The 22,437-nt window shown below is 58.6% G+C and carries 13 protein-coding genes; 2 read left to right on the top strand and 11 right to left on the bottom strand.

Annotated elements, in window-relative coordinates; genetic code table 11:
- Window positions 1–4: 4 nt before the first annotated feature.
- The 5 genes from narI to HVX72_RS09605 form a co-directional block, all read right to left on the bottom strand.
- Window positions 5–682, bottom strand: coding sequence for a respiratory nitrate reductase subunit gamma (narI, locus tag HVX72_RS09625; protein WP_042283575.1), 678 nt, complete (start codon window positions 680–682; stop codon window positions 5–7).
- A complete protein-coding gene (gene narJ, locus HVX72_RS09620; RefSeq protein ID WP_042283577.1) occupies window positions 682–1,392 on the bottom strand; it encodes a nitrate reductase molybdenum cofactor assembly chaperone in 711 nt (236 codons plus the stop codon). The genes narI and narJ overlap by 1 nt, the downstream gene beginning before the upstream one ends.
- On the bottom strand, window positions 1,389–2,924 hold the full coding sequence (narH, locus tag HVX72_RS09615; protein ID WP_181823082.1) for a nitrate reductase subunit beta: 1,536 nt from the start codon (window positions 2,922–2,924) through the stop codon (window positions 1,389–1,391). The genes narJ and narH overlap by 4 nt, the downstream gene beginning before the upstream one ends.
- Entirely contained in the window at window positions 2,921–6,664 is a 3,744-nt protein-coding gene (locus tag HVX72_RS09610; protein WP_042283581.1) for a nitrate reductase subunit alpha, read from the bottom strand. Before HVX72_RS09610 ends, narH begins: the two co-directional genes overlap by 4 nt.
- Window positions 6,665–7,055: 391 nt before the next feature.
- Window positions 7,056–8,447, bottom strand: coding sequence for a NarK family nitrate/nitrite MFS transporter (locus HVX72_RS09605; RefSeq protein ID WP_042283584.1), 1,392 nt, complete (start codon window positions 8,445–8,447; stop codon window positions 7,056–7,058).
- Between the two features lie 352 nt (window positions 8,448–8,799).
- On the opposite strand from HVX72_RS09605, the gene narX reads away from it, so the two are divergent.
- Together narX and narL are read left to right on the top strand one after the other, a co-directional pair.
- Window positions 8,800–10,596, top strand: coding sequence for a nitrate/nitrite two-component system sensor histidine kinase NarX (gene narX, locus HVX72_RS09600; protein ID WP_181823081.1), 1,797 nt, complete (start codon window positions 8,800–8,802; stop codon window positions 10,594–10,596).
- On the top strand, window positions 10,589–11,239 hold the full coding sequence (gene narL, locus HVX72_RS09595; RefSeq protein WP_012906023.1) for a two-component system response regulator NarL: 651 nt from the start codon (window positions 10,589–10,591) through the stop codon (window positions 11,237–11,239). The genes narX and narL overlap by 8 nt, the downstream gene beginning before the upstream one ends.
- Here the strand turns inward: narL and HVX72_RS09590 are convergent, their stop codons facing one another.
- The 6 genes from HVX72_RS09590 to HVX72_RS09565 all read right to left on the bottom strand — a co-directional run bounded on the left by HVX72_RS09590 (window position 11,240) and on the right by HVX72_RS09565 (window position 22,267).
- The gene (locus HVX72_RS09590; RefSeq protein ID WP_181823080.1) at window positions 11,240–12,646 is read right to left on the bottom strand and encodes a YchO/YchP family invasin; all 1,407 of its coding nucleotides are present in this window, start codon (window positions 12,644–12,646) and stop codon (window positions 11,240–11,242) included.
- 101 nt (window positions 12,647–12,747) lie between these two features.
- Entirely contained in the window at window positions 12,748–15,330 is a 2,583-nt protein-coding gene (locus HVX72_RS09585; RefSeq protein WP_181823079.1) for a nitrate reductase, read from the bottom strand.
- The gene (gene nirB, locus HVX72_RS09580) at window positions 15,327–19,319 is read right to left on the bottom strand and encodes a nitrite reductase large subunit NirB (RefSeq protein ID WP_181823078.1); all 3,993 of its coding nucleotides are present in this window, start codon (window positions 19,317–19,319) and stop codon (window positions 15,327–15,329) included. Before nirB ends, HVX72_RS09585 begins: the two co-directional genes overlap by 4 nt.
- Window positions 19,320–19,329: 10 nt before the next feature.
- A complete protein-coding gene (locus tag HVX72_RS09575) occupies window positions 19,330–20,118 on the bottom strand; it encodes an ABC transporter ATP-binding protein (protein WP_181823077.1) in 789 nt (262 codons plus the stop codon).
- A 9-nt stretch (window positions 20,119–20,127) separates the two neighbouring features.
- Window positions 20,128–21,003 (bottom strand): nitrate ABC transporter permease, encoded by an 876-nt coding sequence (gene ntrB, locus HVX72_RS09570; RefSeq protein ID WP_060571315.1) that lies wholly within the window; start codon window positions 21,001–21,003, stop codon window positions 20,128–20,130.
- 1 nt (window position 21,004) lies between these two features.
- Window positions 21,005–22,267, bottom strand: coding sequence for a CmpA/NrtA family ABC transporter substrate-binding protein (locus tag HVX72_RS09565; protein ID WP_181823076.1), 1,263 nt, complete (start codon window positions 22,265–22,267; stop codon window positions 21,005–21,007).
- Window positions 22,268–22,437: the final 170 nt, after the last annotated feature.

Genomic DNA, 22,437 nt, shown 5'->3' with positions numbered 1-22,437 from the left:
CACATCAGCGACGTGCACGCACAATCTGGTATTTGCGCGTCAGGTACTCTACCGGCGCGCTCCAGATATGCACGAGACGGGAGAACGGGAACAGCAGGAATAGCGTCATCCCGAGTACCAGGTGCAGACGGAAAATAAACGCCACGCCGTCAAGATGCGCCGAGGCGCCACCGTGGAAAGTCACGACAGACTGCGCCCAGCCGACCAGCTTCATCATCTCGCTACCGTCCATATGCTGAGCGGAGAACGGTATCGTCAGCAGCCCCAGCGCGCACTGAATCACCAGCAGCGACAGGATCAGAATATCTGCGCCAGTGGTCGTTGCCCGTACGCGTGGACTGAACAGACGGCGTTTCAGCAGCAGTACGCCGCCGACCAGGGTCATCAGGCCCGCCGCCCCGCCACCGATCATCGCCATCTTTTGCTTTACGTCGACGGGCAGGAAGGATTCATACATCCAGTGAGGCGTTAACATACCGAGAAAGTGACCGGCAAAGATCCCCAAAATGCCGAAATGGAACAGGTTAGACGCCAGGTTCATCCCCTTGCGATCCAGCATCTGGCTGGATGCGGCACGCCAGGTGTACTGACCATAGTCATAGCGTAGCCAACTGCCAATCAGAAAGACCGACCCGGCGATGTACGGGTAGATATCAAAGAAGAACATATTCAGGAAGTGCATTATTGCTGTCCTCCGGTGGTGATATTCAGGTATTGCGGCGCGACGGCGCCAGCAAAACGACGTTGGTGAGCAGCGATTTCCGACTCGCCGCAGCCCTGATCGGCAAAGAATTTCACCTGCTCTTCTTCCCAGACCGCATCAAGCGCCTGCGGCGTATCGTCGCGCACTTCATCCGCAATTTTTTCGGCGACTTTGTCGCTGTCGATGGTGGTCTTCGCCAGCTTCAGCAGCAGGTCGAACAGCACCGCATAGCGGCTTTCACGCTGTTGCAAGCGCGCGCTCAGCAACGCCAGAATCGGCGCGATATCCTGCAAACCGCCCAGCGCCTCGTTTTTCGGCAACTGCGCCAGGTATTCGAGATACAGCGGCAGATGATCCGGCAATTCGCGGCTGTCGAGTTGCAACCCGTGCTGCTCATACTGCGCCATCAGGTCAACCATCGCCTGACCACGATCGCGTGACTCGCCGTGCACATGTTCAAACAGCAGCAGCGACGTGGCGCGCCCGCGGTCAAACAGTTCGCTGTACCTGGCCTGCACATCCAGCATGTCCTGTGCGGTTAAATCACGCAGGAAAACGCTGAGCTGATGCGCATCCTCTTTATCGAGGTTTTCCGATGACGCGAGTGCTTCGTAAAGCTCCTGCTGATGCTGCCACAGGGCAGCATCAGGGTACTCGAGCAGACGCGAAACAATGACGAGTTCAATCATTGGTGCGACTCCGTTTTGCTGGTCACATCGATGGCATCAATGCGGCGACTGTTGAACAGGTTGAACTTGCTGTCAGAACCGTGGCAGCCGTCGCCGAAGGTAAAGCCACAGCCGCTTTTCTCCGGGAACGCATCACGCGCCAGTTCACGGTGGCTGCTCGGCACCACAAAACGATCTTCGTAGTTAGCGATCGCCAGATAACGATACATCTCCTGAGCCTGCGCTTCACTTAAGCCCACTTCTTCCAGCGCGCGGGTATCCGCTTTGCCGTCTACGGTTTCCGCACGTTTGTAATGACGCATCGCCAACATACGTTTCAGCGCCAGCAGCACCGGCTGGGTATCCCCTGCCGTCAGCAGATTCGCCAGGTACTGAACCGGAATACGCAGACTCTCCACGTCCGGCAGAATACCGTTGCTGCCCAGTTCGCCCGCATCCGCGGCAGACTGAATCGGCGACAGCGGCGGCACATACCAGACCATCGGCAGCGTACGGTATTCCGGATGCAGCGGCAGCGCCAGCTTCCAGTCCATCGCCATTTTGTACACCGGCGACTGCTGCGCCGCGTCAATCACGCTCTGTGGCACGCCGTCTTTCAGCGCCTGTTCGATCACTGCCGGATCGTTCGGATCGAGGAACACATCAAGCTGACGCTGATACAGGTCCTTCTCGTTTTCGGTGCTGGCGGCATTCTCAATCGCATCGGCATCGTACAACAGCACGCCGAGGTAGCGGATACGACCGACACAGGTTTCAGAGCACACGGTCGGCTGACCGGCTTCGATACGCGGGTAACAGAAGATGCACTTCTCTGACTTGCCGCTCTTCCAGTTGAAGTAGATTTTTTTGTACGGGCAGCCGGTGATGCACATACGCCAGCCGCGGCACTTGTCCTGGTCGATCAGCACGATGCCGTCTTCTTCACGCTTATAAATGGCGCCGCTCGGACAGGTCGCCACACATGCCGGGTTCAGGCAGTGTTCGCACAGGCGCGGCAGATACATCATGAAGGTGTTTTCGAACTGGCCGTACATCGCCTTCTGCATGTTTTCGAAGTTCTGGTCTTTGGCGCGTTTTTCAAACTCGCCGCCCAGAATCTCCTCCCAGTTCGGGCCGCTGGTGATCTTGTCCATCCGCTGGCCGGTGATCAGCGAGCGCGGACGGGCGATCGGCTGGTGTTTACTTTCCGGCGCGGTATGCAGATTCTGATAGTCGTAGTCAAACGGCTCGTAGTAATCATCAATGCCCGGCAGATGCGGGTTGGCGAAAATTTTACCGAGCAGCATCGCACGGTTACCCATGCGCGGCTGCAGTTTGCCGTTGATTTTACGGATCCAGCCGCCCTTCCATTTCTCCTGGTTTTCCCAGTCGTTCGGGAAGCCGACGCCCGGTTTGCTTTCCACATTGTTGAACCAGGCGTATTCCATGCCTTCACGACTGGTCCAGACGTTTTTACAGGTCACTGAACAGGTGTGGCAGCCGATGCACTTATCGAGATTCAGCACCATGCCGACTTGTGAACGAATTTTCATTTTACGCTCTCCTGTACCTGGTCATTGCCTTCGCCATCCAACCAGTTAATGTTCTTCATCTTACGTACCACCACAAATTCATCGCGGTTAGAGCCGACAGTGCCGTAGTAGTTAAAACCGTAGGCCAGTTGCGCATAACCCCCGATCATATGGGTTGGTTTCGGCGTAATACGGGTAACCGAGTTGTGGATCCCTCCGCGCTGCTGCGTGATTTCCGAGCCTGGCAGGTTCACGATACGTTCCTGCGCGTGGTACATCATGGTCATCCCCGCAGGCACGCGCTGGCTAACGACTGCGCGCGCGGTCAGCGCACCGTTGCTGTTAAACACTTCGATCCAGTCGTTATCTTCAATCCCCAGATCTTTCGCATCGATTTCGCTCATCCAGACAATCGGACCGCCGCGTGAAAGCGTCAGCATCAGCAGGTTGTCGCTGTAGGTGGAGTGGATACCCCACTTCTGGTGCGGCGTCAGGAAGTTGAGCGCTTTTTCCGGGTTACCGTTGGATTTCTCGCCCATGACCGCTTTCACCGAACGGGTGTCGATTGGCGGACGGTAAACCAGCAGGCTTTCGCCAAAATCACGCATCCACTGGTGATCCTGATACAGCGACTGGCGACCAGACAGGGTTCGCCACGGAATCAGCTCGTGAACGTTGGTGTAACCGGCGTTATAGGACACGTGCTCATCTTCCAGGCCAGACCAGGTCGGGCTGGAGATGATCTTACGCGGCTGCGCCTGAATATCGCGGAAGCGAATTTTCTCTTCCTCTTTATTCGTCGCCAGATGCGTATGGTCACGCCCGGTAAACTCGCTGAGCGCCGCCCAGGCTTTAACCGCCACCTGACCGTTGGTTTCCGGTGCCAGCGTCAGGATCATCTCTGCCGCATCAATCGCCGTGTTGAGCATCGGCTGGCCTTTCGCCGGTCCCTCTGCCTTGGTGTAATTGAGTTTGCGCAGCAGATCCATTTCGCTTTGGGTATTCCACGCGATGCCTTTACCGCCGTTACCGATTTTCTCCATCAGCGGGCCGATAGAGGTGAAACGCTCATAGGTTGCCGGATAGTCGCGCTCCACGGTCATGATGTGCGGCGCGGTGACGCCCGGAATCAGGTCGCATTCGCCTTTTTTCCAGTCCTTCACGTCCAGCGGCTGCGCCAGCTCGGCGGCTGAGTCATGCTGGATCGGCAGCGTGACGACGTCTGTTTCCTGGCCGAGATGGCCGACGCAGACCTCAGAGAATTTTTTCGCGATGCCTTTATAGATTTCCCAGTCGCTTTTCGATTCCCAGGCCGGGTCGACGGCGGCGGAAAGCGGATGAATAAACGGATGCATATCCGAGGTATTCATGTCGTCTTTTTCGTACCAGGTCGCGGTCGGCAACACGATGTCGGAGTACAGACAGGTGCTCGACAGACGGAAATCCAGCGTCACCACCAGATCCAGCTTGCCGTCGAGGCCATTGTCCCGCCATTCGACTTCTTCCGGCTTCACGCCGCCCTGCTGTCCCAGATCTTTCCCCTGAATCCCGTTTTCGGTACCGAGCAGATACTTGAGCATGTACTCATGGCCCTTACCGGAGGACCCCAGCAGGTTGGAGCGCCAGATAAACAGGTTACGCGGATGGTTTTTACCGTTTTCCGGCTGTTCAGCCGCAAAGCGGATTGAGCCGTCTTTAAGCGATTTAACGGTGTAATCGACCGGCGTCATGCCTGCTTTTTTGGCTTCTTCTGCGATGGTCAGCGGGTTGGTGCCCAACTGCGGTGCCGACGGCAGCCACCCCATACGCTCAGCGCGCACGTTGAAGTCGATCAGATGCCCGCTATAGCGGGATTTGTCCGCCAACGGCGACAGCAATTCCTGCGCGGTGACCGTCTCGTAGCGCCACTGGCTGGAGTGATTGTAGAAATAAGAGGTACTGTTCATATGGCGCGCAGGACGCTGCCAGTCGAGTGCAAAGGCCAGCGGCTGCCAGCCGGTCTGCGGACGCAGTTTTTCCTGGCCGACATAGTGCGCCCAACCGCCGCCGCTCTGGCCGATACAACCGCAGAACACCAGCATATTGATCAAACCGCGATAGTTCATATCGAGGTGATACCAGTGGTTCAGCCCGGCGCCAACAATGATCATTGAACGACCGTGGGTTTTATCGGCGTTATCGGCAAATTCACGGGCGATGCGCACGATGTGCGCGCGTGGGACACCGGTGATTTGCTCAGCCCACGCCGGAGTGTACGCTTTAATGTCGTCGTAGCTGGTTGCGCAGTTGGCGTCGTTCAGGCCACGCTCCAGACCATAGTTGGCCATCGTCAGGTCGTACACGGTGGTGACCAGCGCAGAGGTGCCGTCCGCCAGTTGCAGACGTTTGGCCGGCAGTTTATGCAACAGAACGTTTTCCAGTTCAACTTTGTTGAAATGTTCTGTGCCTTCCCCGCCAAAGTACGGGAAGCCAACTTCGGCGATCTCGTCCTGGCTGCCCAGCAGGCTCAGCTGCAATTCTGTCTCAGCGCCGGTCGTCCCATCGCGCTGCTCGAGGTTCCATTTGCCTTTTTCGCCCCAGCGGAAACCAATTGAGCCGTTCGGCGCCACCATGTCGCCGTTGCTGTTCATGGCGACTGTTTTCCACTGCGGATTGTTTTCCTGGCCCAGCGCATCGACGAGGTCGGCGGCGCGCAGCATACGGCCTGCGGCGTAATAACCGTCGCGCTCTTCCAGCATCACCAGCATCGGCATGTCGGTGTAGCGACGCACATAGTCAGTAAAATACTGGCTCGGGTTGTCGAGATGGAATTCGCGCAGCATAACGTGGCCCATCGCCAGCGCCATCGCCGCATCGGTACCCTGCTTCGGCGCCAGCCACAGGTCGCACAGCTTGGCGATCTCGGCATAGTCCGGCGTGACCGCAACGGTCTTGGTGCCTTTGTAGCGCACTTCTGTAAAGAAGTGAGCATCCGGAGTACGGGTCTGCGGAACGTTGGATCCCCAGGCGATGATGTAGCTGGAGTTATACCAGTCGGCGGATTCCGGCACGTCGGTCTGCTCGCCCCAGGTCTGCGGAGACGCCGGAGGCAGGTCGCAATACCAGTCGTAGAAGCTCAGGCAGGTGCCGCCTATCAAAGAGAGATAACGCGCGCCAGAGGCATAAGAGACCATCGACATCGCCGGGATCGGCGAGAAGCCCGCAACGCGGTCCGGGCCGTAGGTTTTAACGGTATAGACGTTCGAGGCAGCAATCAGTTCATTCACTTCCTGCCAGGAAGAACGCACGAAGCCACCGCGACCGCGCGCCTGCTTGAAGCTTTTTGCTTTGTCGGCGTCTTCAATGATGGATGCCCAGGCATCAACCGGATCGCTGTGCAGTTTTTTCGCCTCACGCCACATCTTCATCAGACGTTTACGCATCAGCGGATATTTCAGTCGGTTAGCGCTGTAGAGATACCAGGAGTAGCTCGCCCCACGCGGGCAGCCTCGCGGCTCGTGGTTCGGCATGTCGGGACGGGTACGCGGGTAATCGGTTTGCTGGGTTTCCCAGGTCACCAGACCGTTCTTGACGTAGATTTTCCAGCTGCATGAGCCGGTGCAGTTTACCCCGTGCGTCGAACGCACGATTTTATCGTGCTGCCAGCGGCTTCTGTATCCATCTTCCCAGTCCCGGTTAGTTTCGAGAAGCTGGCCGTGCCCATCGGCAAAGGTTTCGCCCTTCTGCTTGAAGTAGCGAAACCGATCCAGGAATTTACTCATCGGTTCTCTCCTGTGGGAGCCTGACGGCTCTCTGATAAATCGACATTGCTTAATTGCTGCTGACGGTAACGCGCTGAAAGGACGTGGGAATTGATAACGATCAAGGCAGACCGGGAACAAAACGACGGGTAAATTTGGTTATACCCCTTTGGGGGGATTTAACAAAGATAAATAAGCCACTGTTTTTAATGAAAATATTTTCAGGCATTGATACGCTAAATGTTAAATTTTACCGGGGTGGGTATTAAGGGGTATGCCCCCTGCATGACCCCTTTACGCCGATGTAACCGACAGGCTAAACGTCAAAAAATTTATCAGTATGTTGTAACTAATTGCAGGATAAAAAAAGCGCGGTCTAACACCGCGCAAAGGATAATCAATAACGACTTTTTTATTTATTGGAATGGCGCCCATATACCAGCCAGGTGATAACCACGCAGGCGATATAGAAGAACAGGAACACTTTCATTGCACCAACCGGCGAACCGGTTAACGCCAGCGATGTGCCGAACGCTTTCGGGATAAAGAAACCGCCAATCGCGCCAATGGCCGAGATAAAGCCCAGCGCTGCCGCCGTGTCGGTAGCCGCTTCTCGCATCGCTTTCTCTTCCGAACCGCCTTCCGCTTTTACGCGGTCCATCGTCAGCTTACGGAAAATCACCGAGATCATCTGAAACGTTGAACCGCTCCCCAGCCCGGCGGTCATGAACAAGGCGAGGAACACCACAAAGAAGGCGATAAAGCTGCCGCCGGTACCGTTTGTGGGCAGTGTCAGGAACAACAGACCGCTGAATATCGCCATCAGCACGAAGTTCACCAGCGTGACGCGGGTACCGCCGAGACGGTCGGAAATAGCCCCGCCCGCCGAGCGCGCCAGCGCGCCAATAAACGGCCCAAAGAAGGCGTAATGCAGAATCTGTACATCAGGGAACTGAGTTTTCGACAGCATCGCAAACCCGGCAGAAAAGCCGATGAACGAGCCAAACGTCGCCAGATACAGCAGGCTCATGATCCACAAGTGGCCGCGTTTCAGGACCGGTAGCTGCTCTTTCAGAGACGCTTTGGAAGTCGCCAGTTCATTCATACCAAACCATGCGGCCAGGGTGAAAATGGCCAGGAACGGCACCCAAATCCACGCGGCGTTCGCCAGGTACAGCTGCGAACCGTCGGGTTGTTCAACACCGTGACTGCCGAAGAGGGCAAAAATGGACAGCGAAACCACCAGCGGCGCAACCAGTTGCATGACGCTCACGCCCATGTTGCCGAGACCACCGTTCAGACCCAGCGCGCCACCTTGCTTCTGTTTTGGAAAGAAAAAGCTGATGTTCGCCATACTGGAGGCAAAGTTAGCCCCGGCAAAACCGCACAGCAGAGAGATCAGAATAAAAGTGCTGAACGGCGTGGAGGTATCCTGTACCGCAAATCCTAACCATACGCATGGCACAATCAAAATCCCGGTGCTGAAGGCGGTCCAGCGGCGTCCGCCAAATACCGGCACCATGAAAGAGTACGGCACACGCAGCAGCGCGCCGGAAACTGACGGCAGCGCAGTCAGCATAAACAGCTGATCGGTGGTGAAGTTAAATCCTACCTTCGGCAAATTGACCGCCACAGCACTGAACAACATCCATACGCAAAACGCCAGTAGCAGACAAGGGACGGAAATCCACAGGTTGCGACTGGCGATGCGATGACCCCGTTGCGCCCAGAATGCCGGATCTTCCGGACGCCATTCTGTAATTACTGCTCCAGATGCCCTTTCAGGGACGGATGAATGACTCATAGACACCTCTGATACTCGATTTAATGTCTGCCACCTTAGGGTTTACGGGATTTGGTAAGTTGATATAAATCAAAGGAAAAGCCGTCATTCTGCGGCCCAAAAAATGATGATCACCCTAAGTGAGTAGCGCGTATCGGTAAAAAATATGTGGTTTTTCACCATACTGAGTCACCCTACTCCCTCCTTCGCAAAACCCCTGCCACTCGCGGCAATTAAGAGGTAACTCGTTTTAGGTATGGGTATACTCCAGGTGATAGCCGAGAATAACGCCACTGCCCGCCCTCAACCGCAGTATCGTCATTCATTGGGGTCACGACTCCCCGCAGCCAGTGACCTGAAGGAAGAAGGTTTTATGCTTAAACGTTGTCTCTCTCCGCTCACGCTGGTCAACCAGGTAGCGCTTATCGTCATGCTCTCCACGGCTCTTGGGATGGCGGGAATGGCTGTTTCCGGCTGGCTGGTACAGGGCGTTCAGGGCAGCGCCCACGCCATCAACAAAGCCGGTTCGTTGCGCATGCAGAGCTATCGCCTGCTCGCCGCGGTGCCGCTACAGGGTAACGATCAGAAATTGCTGGACGAGATGGAACAGACGGCATTTAGCCCGGAGCTCACCCGCGCCGCGCAGCGCGACGGCCAGCAGGCGCAGCTTAAGGCCTTACAGGCGTACTGGCGCAGCGAGCTGTTGCCCGGTCTGCAACAGGCCAACAGCCGCGAGGCGGTCGCCGCTGACGTCGGACGCTTCGTTACCGGTCTGGATAATCTGGTTTCGGCGTTTGACCATACCACGGAAATGCGTATCGAACGCGTGGTGATGGTACATCGGATGATGGCGATTTTTATGGCGCTGCTGCTGGTCTTTACCATCATCTGGTTACGCGCGCGCTTGCTTCAACCCTGGAAACAGCTGCTGTCGATGGCCCGCGCCGTCAGCCATCGTGACTTTACCCAGCGCGCACGCATCAGCGGACGTAACGAGATGGCAATGCTCGGCGATGCGCTGAACAACATGTCTGACGAACTGGCGGAAAGCTATTCAGTTCTCGAGCAGCGGGTAAAAGAGAAAACCGCCGGGCTGGAGCAAAAGAATCAAATCCTTTCGTTCCTCTGGCAGGCAAACCGCCGTCTGCACTCGCAGGCGCCGCTGTGCGAGCGTCTCTCGCCAGTGCTGAACGGACTGCAAAACTTAACGCTGCTGCACGACATTGAGCTGCGAGTTTATGACCAGGAAGATGAAGATAATCATCAGGAATTTACCTGTCAGTCTGACAGTAGCTGCGACGACAAGGGCTGCCATTTGTGTCCGCGCGGAACATTGCCGGAGAGTGACGGCGGCATGACCCTGAAATGGCGTCTGACCGACACCCACACCCAGTACGGCATTCTGCTGGCAACCCTGCCGCCGGGCGGACACCTGAGCCACGATCAGCAGCAACTGGTCGACACGTTAGTCGAACAGCTTACCGCTACGCTGGCGTTGGATCGTCATCAGGAACGCCAGCAGCAGTTGATTGTCATGGAAGAGCGTGCAACCATTGCGCGCGAACTGCATGATTCCATTGCCCAATCGCTGTCCTGTATGAAGATGCAGGTCAGTTGTTTGCAAATGCAGGGTGACATGTTACCGGAAAGCAGCAGCGAGTTGCTGAGCCAGATCCGCAAAGAACTGAACGCCTCGTGGGCGCAATTGCGCGAACTGTTAACCACTTTCCGGCTACAGCTGACCGAGCCTGGACTGCGTCCTGCGCTGGAAGCCAGTTGCCAGGAATACAGTGCCCGCTTTGGCTTTACGGTAAAACTGGATTACCAGTTGCCGCCCCGCCTGGTGCCGTCGCATCAGGCTATTCACCTGCTGCAAATTGCCCGCGAAGCGTTAAGCAACGCGCTCAAACATTCGCAGGCCGATGAAGTGGTCGTCACTGCGGCGCTAAAAGGTAAGCAGGTGAGATTAACCGTCCAGGACAACGGCTGCGGCGTGCCTGAAAACGCCGAACGCAGCAATCACTATGGCATGATCATTATGCGTGACCGGGCCCAGAGCCTGCGCGGTGATTGCCGGGTGCGCCGTCGCGAGACGGGAGGCACTGAAGTCGCTGTCACCTTTATTCCCGAAAAATACTTCACTGAAGTGCAAGGAGATACCCATGAATAATCCGGAACAGGCAACCATCCTGCTCATCGACGATCATCCGATGCTGCGGACCGGCGTCAAACAGCTTGTCAGCATGGCTGCGGACATTACCGTGGTCGGCGAGGCCAGCAATGGCGAACAGGGTATTGAACTGGCGGAATCGCTTGACCCGGACCTGATCCTGCTGGACCTGAATATGCCTGGCATGAACGGTCTGGAAACCCTCGACAAGCTACGTGAAAAGGCGTTGTCCGGCCGTATCGTGGTGTTCAGCGTCTCAAACCATGAAGAAGACGTGGTCACCGCGCTCAAACGCGGCGCGGATGGCTACCTGCTAAAAGATATGGAGCCGGAAGATCTGTTGAAGTCCTTACAGCAGGCCGCCGCCGGCGAAATGGTGCTGAGCGAAGCGTTAACGCCAGTGCTGGCCGCCAGCCTGCGCGCCAACCGCGCCACTTCTGACCGCGACGTGACCCAGCTTACCCCGCGCGAGCGCGATATCCTGAAGCTCATCGCCCAGGGTCTGCCAAATAAAATGATCGCCCGCCGTCTGGACATCACCGAAAGCACGGTAAAAGTTCACGTCAAACATATGCTGAAAAAAATGAAGCTGAAATCGCGTGTAGAAGCCGCGGTATGGGTGCATCAGGAACGCATCTTCTGATTACTCCTCCGGGAGCAGTCGCCAGCGCGGATCGCCATCCGGCATCGCCATAAACGGCTCCGTTAGCGCAAGCGTGATCTCATTGGAGGAGACACGCTGACCTTTTTCGTCTTCCACCACCACCGACAGCCGCCAGCGGTTGGTCGCCCCTTCGCTGTTGTCCCATGCTGGCATAATGATCGTCCAGCCATCAATGCTGTCAGGATCAGGCCCGGAGGTCAGGCTCAGCGCCTGGGTATCGCCCTGCCAGGTCAGGTGGCGCACTCCGTGCAGACTGCGCACCTGGAGTTTCAGCGCTACCGTTTCTCCGGCATGCAGATCCCACGGCGGCGTCGCCAGAAACGCGCTCAACGTTTTGCGCTGGCGATATTCCATGGTAGGCAGGTTGTTACGCTGTGGATTGTCATAGCGACTGCCGCGCAGTGATTGACTGGCCGCCACTTCGCTGGCAGACAATTGCTTTTTCAGCGGTACGCCGAAGCGATAGTTGAGGTTCAGACCAAGATTGTTCTGGCTGACGCCGCTCTCGCCCTGCTTGTGCTGGGCGGTCACCGTGACCAGCGGCACCGGGGTGTAATTGAGCCCCAGACTCACCGCCACCGGATTATGGTAGCCCGTCCCGGAGTCAAACAGATCGACGCTGTCGCCAAAATATTGTTCCACACTGACCCGGGTATTGAGGTGCTGGTAGAAAGGCATACGCATTTCCGCGCTGAGGTCATATCCGCGCGCCATCCGCTGTTCCAGCGTATCCGTGTGCGTCTGCCAGGAGGCGAACGGCTGATAATAATTCGCGGACAGACGTAAATATTCCCCCCACGCTTCCGCTCCCAGCCCTGCGCGCTGCAGGTTTTCATCGAGAAGATTGTCGTAAAAGGTGTTATAGCCCAGCAACCAGCCGTCGCGCGCCCAACGCTGTCCGATACCGACATTGCTCACCAGCCCATCGTCCTGTTGCGTCAGGCCCAGTTGACTCCAGGTGAGGTAGCGGGTGTTATCCTGCCAGGGGATAAACCAGCTTCCGCGGCTACCGTTGAAATTGCCTTCGTTGTCGACCTGGACATTGACGCTGGCATTGCCCCACGGCGACAGCCAGGTTTCCAGTTGCTGGTTCACCTGCTCGCTGAGGGCGTCGCGCACCTGTTCGAAGGCGAACTGTTTCGCCTGCTCTCCCGCATCCAGGCCGTTATCGGTCATACTTGCTTCGCCAAAGGCCTTCATCATTTCCGCGAAATGCTTTTCCCCCTCGTTTGACGTTGGGGTCATTCCCAGGTCGGGCAAACCATCCTGATTATTATCGAACGGATTCTCGGCCTGATGGATAAACGTAGATTGCGCGCAGGCGTGACCGCCCGCCAGCAGCAGGAACAGGGAGAACAGCGTGGGATGAGAAACAAAACGGCTCAAATCAGCGGCGGCTTCTTACGTCTATCGATCAATAAAACACGGTAAAAGCCTATCCGATTTTTCGCCGTTTTGCAGGCTTTCTCACACTTTCAGGATAATCCTTACGCTTTGCAGGGAAGCATCCGCGCCAGAATCGCTTTTAGCTCCGGTACGCAGGAGCCGCAGTGCGTACCGCAACGCAGGCTTAACCCCAACGCCGCCACCGAGTCGCAACCCTGACCTATGGCCTGAGCAATGGTTTTCTCCCCGACGCTAAAGCAACTGCAGACGATCGCCCCCGGATCGGCTTGCTCGCCGTCAGCGTTTCCGCTCAGCAGCGCATGGCGCGCCCTGGCGGTTTCCGGCGGCTGGCGAAAAGCGGAGACGATCAGCGCCTCATCAAGCGCAGGCAGTACCGTTCCTGACCAGAACCCGGACATCAGCCTTCCCTGATGCCAGGCGAGCAGATGCTGCCCGTACGGCGTCGTGGCCCGCTGTATCTGCCAGCCCTGCTCAGTGTAGTGATTTTCCAGCCAGTCGGTAACGGGACGATCGGCAGCCAGCGTATAGCGCAGCCCGCATCGCGTGGCTTTTCGCCAGCGGTGAACATAAGGCGGTAGCGTCAGCGGATCGCGGCAGAACAACTCCCCCTGCCAGCGCGGCTGCCACGGGGTGATACGCACCGCCGTCTGTTTGCTTTCCGGCTGACCGGAATGCGGGTCACACACCGGCGCGACCAGCGCGTTCACCCTCCCCTGACGGGCAAACTGATTGTTCCAGTGCATAGGTGCAAAAGCGCTCCCCTCGCGCTGACCGGGGTGTATCATCACCCTTGCGACCATCACGCCGCGCGGCGAATGGATCCGGCACAGAGCGCCGTCAACAAGCTGAAGTCGCGCGCCATCCTGCGGCGACAGCTCGACGGTCGGTTCGCTGATATGCTGCATCAGGCGTGGGACATTTCCGGTGCGGGTCAGCGTATGCCATTGGTCGCGAATGCGCCCGGTATTGAGCACCAGCGGATACAGCGGATCGCCGCAGGTATTCATGCCCTGCGGCGCAACCGGCACCATCCGCTGACGCCGCCATGCCGGCGGCACGTCTTGCGTGCGGCTTACCGGCCAGCGTACAGGCGTCAGATCCTGCCACTGTTCACGGCTGAGTGCCGCCAGCGCGCCGATATCAAATGCCCGCTCACCGTTATTTTCAAACCCGGAAAGCGCCGCATGTTCGCGAAAGACCTGCCACGCGTCCTGCCAGGCAAATGCGCTGGCGAATCCCAGTCGTTTCGCCATTTGCGCCACAATCCACCAGTCGGCGCGCGCTTCGCCGGGCGCGGGTAAAAACGCCCGCTGGCGCGAGATCCGCCGTTCGGAGTTGGTTACCGTGCCGTCTTTTTCCCCCCACGCCAGCGCCGGAAAACGGATATGCGCATAACGGCTGGTATCCGTCTTTTCCATTACCTCAGAGACAATCACCAGTGGGCACGCCGCCAGCGCCTGACATACCGCATGGCTGTCCGGTAGCGACACCGCAGGATTGGTGCCCATGATCCACACCGCTTTGACCTCGCCGCTGGCGATAGCCGCAAACAAATCGACCGCCATCAGCCCCGGCGTTTGCGCCAGGCGTTCCGTCCCCCAGAAACGGGCGACGCGCGACACGTCAGCGGGTTCAAAATCCATATGAGCGGCAAGCTGGGTCGCCAGTCCGCCGACCTCGCGACCGCCCATCGCGTTTGGCTGTCCGGTCAGCGAAAAGGGGCCGCAGCCTGCGCGGTTGACCTTTCCGCTGGCGAGGTGAACGTTGATAATAGCATTACACTTGTTGCTGCCGCTGGCCGACTGGTTAATGCCCATGGAGTAAAGCGTGATGGCGGTCCGGGCGCTGAGAAACCAGTCATAGAAGGTGGCGACGGTCTGCCGTTCCAGCTCGCAATATTCCGCCACCCGCGCCAGCGGCCATTCGTCAGCCAGCGCCAGCGCCGCCTGACCATCGACAAAGTCGCTGTTCGCCAGCCCACTTTGCTGAAGCGCGTGGAGCAGACCGACAAACAGCCCGCCGTCGCTGCCCGGCGCGAGAGGAAGATGAAGGTCGGCGATGTCACAGGTGGGCGTACGGCGCGGATCGATCACCACCACCCGCATCGACGGGTTGTCGGCCTTTGCCTGCGCCAGGCGCTGGTAGAGTACCGGATGCGTCCAGGCGGCGTTTGAGCCGACCAGGATCACCAGTTCGCTCTGCTCGACGTCCTCGTAACTGCACGGCACCACGTCGGCGCCAAAGGCGCGTTTGTAGGCGGTTACCGCCGACGACATGCAAAGTCGGGAGTTGGTGTCGATATTGGCGGCGCCGATAAAACCTTTCATCAGCTTGTTCGCCGCGTAATAGTCTTCGGTGAGCAACTGACCTGAGGCATAGAACGCGACCGCCTTCGGACCGTAACGGTCAATAATCGCCTGCAGCCGATGGCCTGCGGTATCCAGCGCCTGCTGCCAGTCGGTGACTTCACCGTCCACAGTCGGGTGCAGTAAACGTTCCGCCAGCCCGGTGGTTTCGCCGAGTGCTGCGCCTTTCACGCACAGCCGCCCATAGTTTGCCGGATGCGACGGATCGCCTCTTACGGTGACGCCCTTTTCGCTTACCTCGGCAATTACCCCGCAGCCGACGCCGCAGTAGGGACAGGTGGTTCGGGTTTCGCTCATGATGCCTCCGCGCGCAGCAGCAGCGCCTGATTGCCGACCCATACCGTCCCGCCTTCCACTTTCACCGGCCACGCGCGTACCATCGGTTCGCCGCTGTCGCACTGACGGCCATCGCGCAGGCGAATACGCTGTTTATACAGTGGTGAAATGACGATCGGTTCGCCGCCGGCGTCGCCCAGAATGCCGCGGGAAAGCACGTTGGCGTCGCTGCCCGGCTCGCGATCGTCCAGCGCGAACACCGTTTCGCCAAAGCGGAACAGCGCAATCTGCCGCTCACCCAGTCGCGCGCCGACGCCCAGGCGTTCCGGGATCGCCTCAACGTCGCACACCGCCTGCCAGGGTCGCTGGTTTTCCTCCTGCGGCTGGCTGATGAGGGTTGACCGGAACAACGCCAACTGCTGCGGGTCGTTCAACGTGGTTTGCCACTCACACTGGTAGCTTTCCACCACGCGCGCCATCTCCTGCTCCAGCTCGTCGGCAATGCCGAGGCTATCGTTGAGGATCACCTCGCGGAGGTAAGCAATGCCGCCTTCGAGATTATCCATCCAGGTACTGGTACGCTGTAAGCGGTCGGCCGTGCGAATGTAGAACATCAGAAAGCGATCGATGGTGCGTATCAGCGTGTCGCTGTCCATATCGCTGGCAAACAGATCGGCGTGACGCGGCTTCATGCCGCCATTGCCGCACAGGTACAGGTTCCAGCCCTTATCGGTAGCAATAACCCCGACATCTTTGCCCTGTGCTTCGGCGCATTCTCGGGTACAGCCGGACACCGCCATTTTGATTTTATGCGGCGCGCGCAGCCCTTTATAGCGATGCTCCAGCCTCACCGCCAGTCCGGTGGAGTCCTGTACGCCGTAGCGACACCAGGTCGAGCCAACACAGGATTTCACCGTCCGCAGCGACTTGCCGTAGGCGTGCCCGGTTTCAAATCCGGCGGCAATCAGGTCGCGCCAGATATCCGGCAGTTGCTCCAGTCGCGCGCCAAAGAGATCGATGCGCTGACCGCCCGTGATTTTGCTGTACAGCCGATAGCGTTTGGCGATCTCGCCCATCGCGATCAACCCGTCAGCCGTCACTTCTCCCGCCGCCATTCTTGGCACAACTGAATAGGTACCGTCTTTCTGAATATTGGCGAAAAAACGATCGTTGGTATCCTGTAGCGGCCTGTGCGCAGGCTTCAGCAGATAGTCGTTCCAGCACGAGGCCAGCACCGAACCGACCAGCGGCTTACAAATTTCGCAGCCGTGGCCCTGTCCGTAGCGACTAATCAATTGCTCAAAGGTATGGATCCGGTTAACCCGCACCAGGTGGTAGATCTCCTGACGCGAATACGAAAAGTGTTCGCAGATATCCTTTTTGACCTCCACGCCCTGAGCGGCAAGCTGATGTTCCATCACCTGTTTAACCAGCGCGCTACAGCCGCCGCAGCCAGTCGCCGCCTTGGTGCACTGCTTAAGCGCGGGGATATCGGTTGCGCCCGCGCTGACCGCCTGGCAGATATCCGCTTTGCTGACGTTATGACAGGAGCAAACCTGCGCGCTGTCCGGAAGCGCCGCCACGCCGAGGGCAGCAGGCGCGCCAGCGGAAAGCGCAGGTAAAATCAGCGACTCCGGCCGGGCGGGAAGCGCAATCCCGTTCAGCATCATCGGCAACAGCGTGGCGTAGTCGCCCACGTCCCCCACCAGCACACCGCCGAGCAACGTTTTGCCGTCGGCGCTAACGACGATTTTTTTATAGATTTGCTCAGGACCGTCGGTCCACTGGTAGCTTTTTGCGCCTGGCGTGCGGGCCTGCGCGTCGCCAAACGAGGCGACATCCACGCCCAGAAGTTTCAGTTTGGTGCTCATGTCCGCGCCGCTAAAACACGCCGACTCCTGCGCCAGTCCGGCGGCAACCACTCGCGCCATCTGATACCCCGGCGCAACAAGTCCATAAATCCGCCCTTCCCAGAGCGCGCATTCGCCAATGGCGTAGATGGCGTCATCAGAGGTCAAACACCGGCTGTCTATGCGGATCCCCCCGCGTTCACCGACGGCTAATCCGGCGTCGCGCGCCAGCGCATCCTGCGGGCGGATCCCGGCAGAAAAGACCACCATATCGGTTTCCAGACACTCGCCATCGGCAAAATGCAGGATCAGACCGTCCGCCGTGGTCACAATCCCGGTGGTGGCTTTCGCGGTGTGCACGCCTACGCCCAGCGCGTCGATTTTTTCGCGCAACATCGCCGCGCCAGCGTCATCCAGCTGTACCGCCATCAGGTTTGGCGCAAATTCAACAACGTGCGTTTCCAGCCCAAGCTGGCGCAGCGCGTTTGTCGCTTCCAGCCCCAACAACCCGCCGCCGATCACAACCCCACGACGCGCCGCTTTGGCCTTCGCCGCAATGGCGTCCAGATCGTCCAGCGTGCGGTAAACAAAGCAGCCAGGCGAATCATTGCCCATGACCGGCGGCACGAACGGATACGATCCGGTAGCCAGCACCAGCTTATCCCAGTGGGTTTCATGACCGCTGGCGGTACGAATTATCCGCCTCTCCCTGTCGATAGCGACGACGCGCTGCGACAGTCGTAACTCAATGCCGTAGCGGATAAAAAAGCCCTCCTCCACCAGTGACAGCGACTGCGCGCTACGTCCGGCAAAGTATTCCGACAAATGTACCCGGTCATAGGCGGCGTGGCGCTCTTCACCGAATACCACAATCTGATACTGCTCATGCAGATTGCGGCTTACGCACTGCTCAAGGAAATGGTGGCCTACCATTCCGTGTCCCACAACGGCCAGCGTCGGTTTTGTCATCGTCTTCAGTCCTGCAACCGTCGGTTGCGTGTCAAAGTGGTCGAATAACCAGTCAGGATGTGCCGTCGCGCGCTGCGCCAGCAGTTCGGTAAACGGCGCGGCGCTGCGGCAATCGCCCATCAGTAACGCGCCGGCAAGTTTGCCGCCACGAATAAGCAGACGCCGATAATGTCCGCTGAGTGGATCAAGGCTGGAATACACCTCGTCGCCGGGAAGGGTATCCACCGCGCCTGCGCTGAACAGGTCAATGCCGGTCACTTTCAGGCGGGTTCCCGACTCCTGCCAGCGAAAATCGTCCTGCGGCGCGCCACAAAGACGGGCCGCCAGCACCGCCGCCTGCGCCAGACATGGCGCGACCAGCCCCCATGTCTGACCGTTGATTTCACAGCACTCGCCCATGGCGCTGACATTCGCTATGTTGGTACGTAACTGCGCATCAACAACAATGCCGCGCTGACACGCAATGCCGCTTTCCTGCGCCAGACGAATATTGGGCTTCACGCCGGTGGCGATAATCACCCGATTTGCCGCCAATACTCGCCCGTCCTGTAGCGTCACGGTCTGTTTTGCAATACGCGCGATGCCGGATGAAAGGAAACAGTGGATCCCGCGGGTGGTGAGCTGCGCTTCCAGTAGCGCACTGGCCTGATGGTCAAGCTGTTGTTCCATAAGACGATCTGCCCGGTGCACCAACGTGACGTTGTCACACGAATAGCGTAACGCCGCGGCGGCTTCTACCCCTAGCACCCCGCCGCCCAGTACTATCGCGGGGCCACCTGCCTGACGGATCTTTTCTACATCCTGGACGGTGCGGAACGCCATGACATGCGCCTGGTCAGCCCCCTCAACCGGCGGGATAAAAGGGTCGGAACCGGTGGCAAAAACCAGCTCATCCCAGCCCAGGCTGCGCCGGGTGGTGGTAAGCGTTCTGGCGTGGACATCGACGGCGATCACCGCCTCCCCGTTCAGTACCGTAATACCGTGGTCGCGATACCATTGCGGCGCGTGCAGCACCGTTTCGGCAAAGGGCTTTTCGCCACCGAGCACCGGCGACAGCAGGATACGGTTGTAAGCAGGCTGCGGCTCATCGCCAATCAGAGTAATGCGATACCGACGCCGTTCGTCGGCAACGAGTATTTCCACCAGTCGGGTGGCCGCCATACCGTTGCCGATAATCACCAGTCGCGTCATCTGCTCCTCCTTACGCCGCCTTCGGCTGTTTTTCGTAGAGGAAATGGAGCACCCGCTGACGCAGGCTGTGATAACGGCTGTCGTCCGCCAGCTGCACGCGATGGCGCGGACGCGGCAGATCCACCGCTAAAATCTCGCCTACCGTCGCCGCCGGACCGTTGGTCATCATCAGCACACGGTCAGACAGCAGTACCGCCTCGTCGACGTCATGGGTAATCAGCACGATAGTGGTGTTGAGCGACTGCTGGATGTGCATCACCGTGTCCTGCAGATGCGCGCGGGTCAGTGCGTCAAGCGCGCCGAACGGCTCATCCATAAGCAGCACTTTCGGCTTCATCGCCAGCGCCCTTGCGATCCCCACGCGCTGCTTCATGCCGCCGGAAATTTCGCCGGGGTGTTTGCGCATGGCGTGGCCCATCTGAACGCGGGCCAGATTGTGTTCGATCCAGTCGCGCCGCTCGGCTTTGCTCATGGTGCGACGAAAAACCTGATCCACCGCCAGCGCCACGTTGTCGAAACAGGTCAGCCACGGCAGCAGTGAATGATTCTGAAACACCACCGCCCGCTCCGGCCCTGGTCCGGCAATTTCGCGGTTATCGCAAATCAACCCGCCTTCACTGGGCAATGTGATGCCGGCAATAAGGTTCAGCAGCGTGGATTTACCGCAGCCGGAGTGGCCGATCAAACTGACGGTTTCCCCTTCGTGAATGTCAAAGGAGACATTTTGCAGCGCCAGAAACTCGCCGCTGGCGGTTGAAAAGCGTTGGCTGACCGCCTGTATCTGTATTAACGGTTTCATGCTTGCCTCCTATTTATCCTGCCAGCTAAAACGCCGCGCCATCAGCATCAGACCCTGCTCCAGCAGCAGGCCAACCACGCCGATGATCACGATAGCGATGAGAATGTTTTCCACATTGAGGTTGTTCCACTCGTTCCAGATCCAGAAGCCGATACCCAGCCCCCCGGTCAGCATTTCGGCGGCGACAATCACCAGCCAGGCGATGCCGATAGACAGTCGAACGCCGGTCAGAACGGCAGGCACAACGGCGGGGAACAGAATGCGGCGCATGATCGTCCACTCGGAAAGCTGTAGCACCCGGGCGACATTGAGATAGTCAGCGGGAATGCGCCGCACGCCTTCTGCGGTGTTGATGACCATCGGCCAGATCGAGCAGATAAAAATGGTCCAGCTTGAGGCGGGTTCCGCTTTCTGAAACAACAACAAGCCGATAGGCAGCCAGGCCAGCGGACTGACCGGGCGCAGCAGCGCGATAAGCGGCGAAAACATGTTTGAGAAGAAGGTGAAGCGGCCAATCAGAAAGCCCAGCGGGATCCCGACCAGCGCGGCAAGGCCAAAGCCCGTCGCCACCCGCTGTAACGACGCCAGCACGTTCCAGCCAATCCCCATGTCGTTGGGTCCGCCATTGTAAAAGGGGTCGGCGAATAGCGTCAGCGCCGAGTCAAGGGTGCTGAGCGGCGTGGGAAAGCCTTTACTGTTGATGGCCGCCAGTTGCCAGCAGAACAGCAGAAGGCCGATACCCAGCCCCGCCGGCACCGTTCGCTGCACCCCATGACGCAACCAGCCGGAAAGCGGAGACGCGCGCCTGCGGACCTGTACTGGCGGCAGGACGACCACGTCGGCCACGACGGGTTCAGCCACTTTCTTTTGTGTGTTGTTCTGCATATCAGACTCCCATACGGTTAAGCGAGAAGCGGGTGGCGTAGGTTTCCGGCTCGCGCCCGTCCCAGACGGAACCGTCCAGCAGCGTGCTGCTGCGCAACAGGCCAGAAGGCGCGGTTATGCCGCCGCCAATGGCGGTGGCGGCGTCGCGCCAGATGTCGGTACGGTTGACGCGCGCGGCAATGGCGGCGTAGTCGGGCGCGTCCTTCAGCAATCCCCAGCGACGGAATTGGGTCAGAAACCACATGCCGTCGGAGTGCCAGGGAAAGCTCACTTCACCCTCCCGGAAGAAACGCATCGGATGCGGATCCTGCCAGCGACGCCCTGCGCCGTTGTCGTATTCCCCCAGCATGCGCCCGGTCAGATACTGTTCTTTGGTATTCAGCCACGCCCGACGAGAGAGGATCTGCGCCGTTTCGCGTTTATTCCCTTCCGACGCGTCAATCCAGCGCGAAGCCTCCAGCACCGCGCTGACCAGCGCCCGCGCGGTATGTGGGTTCTGTTGCACCCATGCGCGGCGCGCGCCAAGCACTTTTTCCGGATGATCGGGCCAGATCGCCTGCGAGGTGGCGGCGGTAAACCCGATCCGATCGTTAATCGCCCGTGCGTTCCACGGTTCGCCGACGCAAAAACCGCTCATGTTTCCGATGCGCATGTTCATCACCATTTGCGGCGGTGGAACAACCACAGTCCGGACATCGGTAAACGGATTAATCTCCGCGCTGGCAAGCCAGTAGTACAGCCACATGGCGTGGGTGCCTGTCGGGAAGGTATGCGCGAAGGTAAACGTACCGGGCGCCTGCGCGGCGATCCTCTTTTTCAGCGCCGCCGCATCGGTGACGCCCTGCGCCTGTAATTCCGCAGAAAGCGTGATCGCCTGACCGTTCTGATTCAGCGTCATCAGGTTCGCCATCGGTTGCGCTTTGCCGGCTATTCCCAGTTCAAGCCCGTACAGCAGGCCATACAGCACGTGGGCGGCGTCCAGTTCGCCGGAAACCAACTTGTCGCGTACAGCTGCCCAGCTGGCTTCTTTGGTGGGTACGAGGGTAATACCGTACTTTTTATCAAAGCCCTTCAGGGCGGCGATAATCACCGGCGCGCAGTCAGTCAGCGGAATAAATCCCACTCTCACTGTCGCCTGCTCGGGCTTGTCCGACCCTGCCGCCCAGACCGCTGACATCGCCCCCGGCAGCAGGCAGGTTGCGCCCAGCACAGCGCTGGCCTGAAGCAGTCGCCTGCGCGTTAACGAAACCGTGTTGTTCTCCATATCCGCTCCCCATGGCAAAAAAAAAGCGCCCGGCAATGCCAACGCATTGCAGGACGCCTTTATCCTCAAAACGAACAGACCGCCGTTGGTCCGTCGCTAAAATGTCTGTAATACGATTTGCAATTCAGATGCCAACTTTGCAGAGGCCTGTCTGGCGGACAAACGGTGTA

It is taken from the genome of Citrobacter sp. RHB21-C05 (assembly GCF_013889015.1).
Lineage (GTDB): Bacteria > Pseudomonadota > Gammaproteobacteria > Enterobacterales > Enterobacteriaceae > Citrobacter_A > Citrobacter_A sedlakii.
The sequence above is the reverse complement of the archived record's forward strand: the minus strand, read 5'-3'. Positions and strand labels throughout refer to the sequence as shown.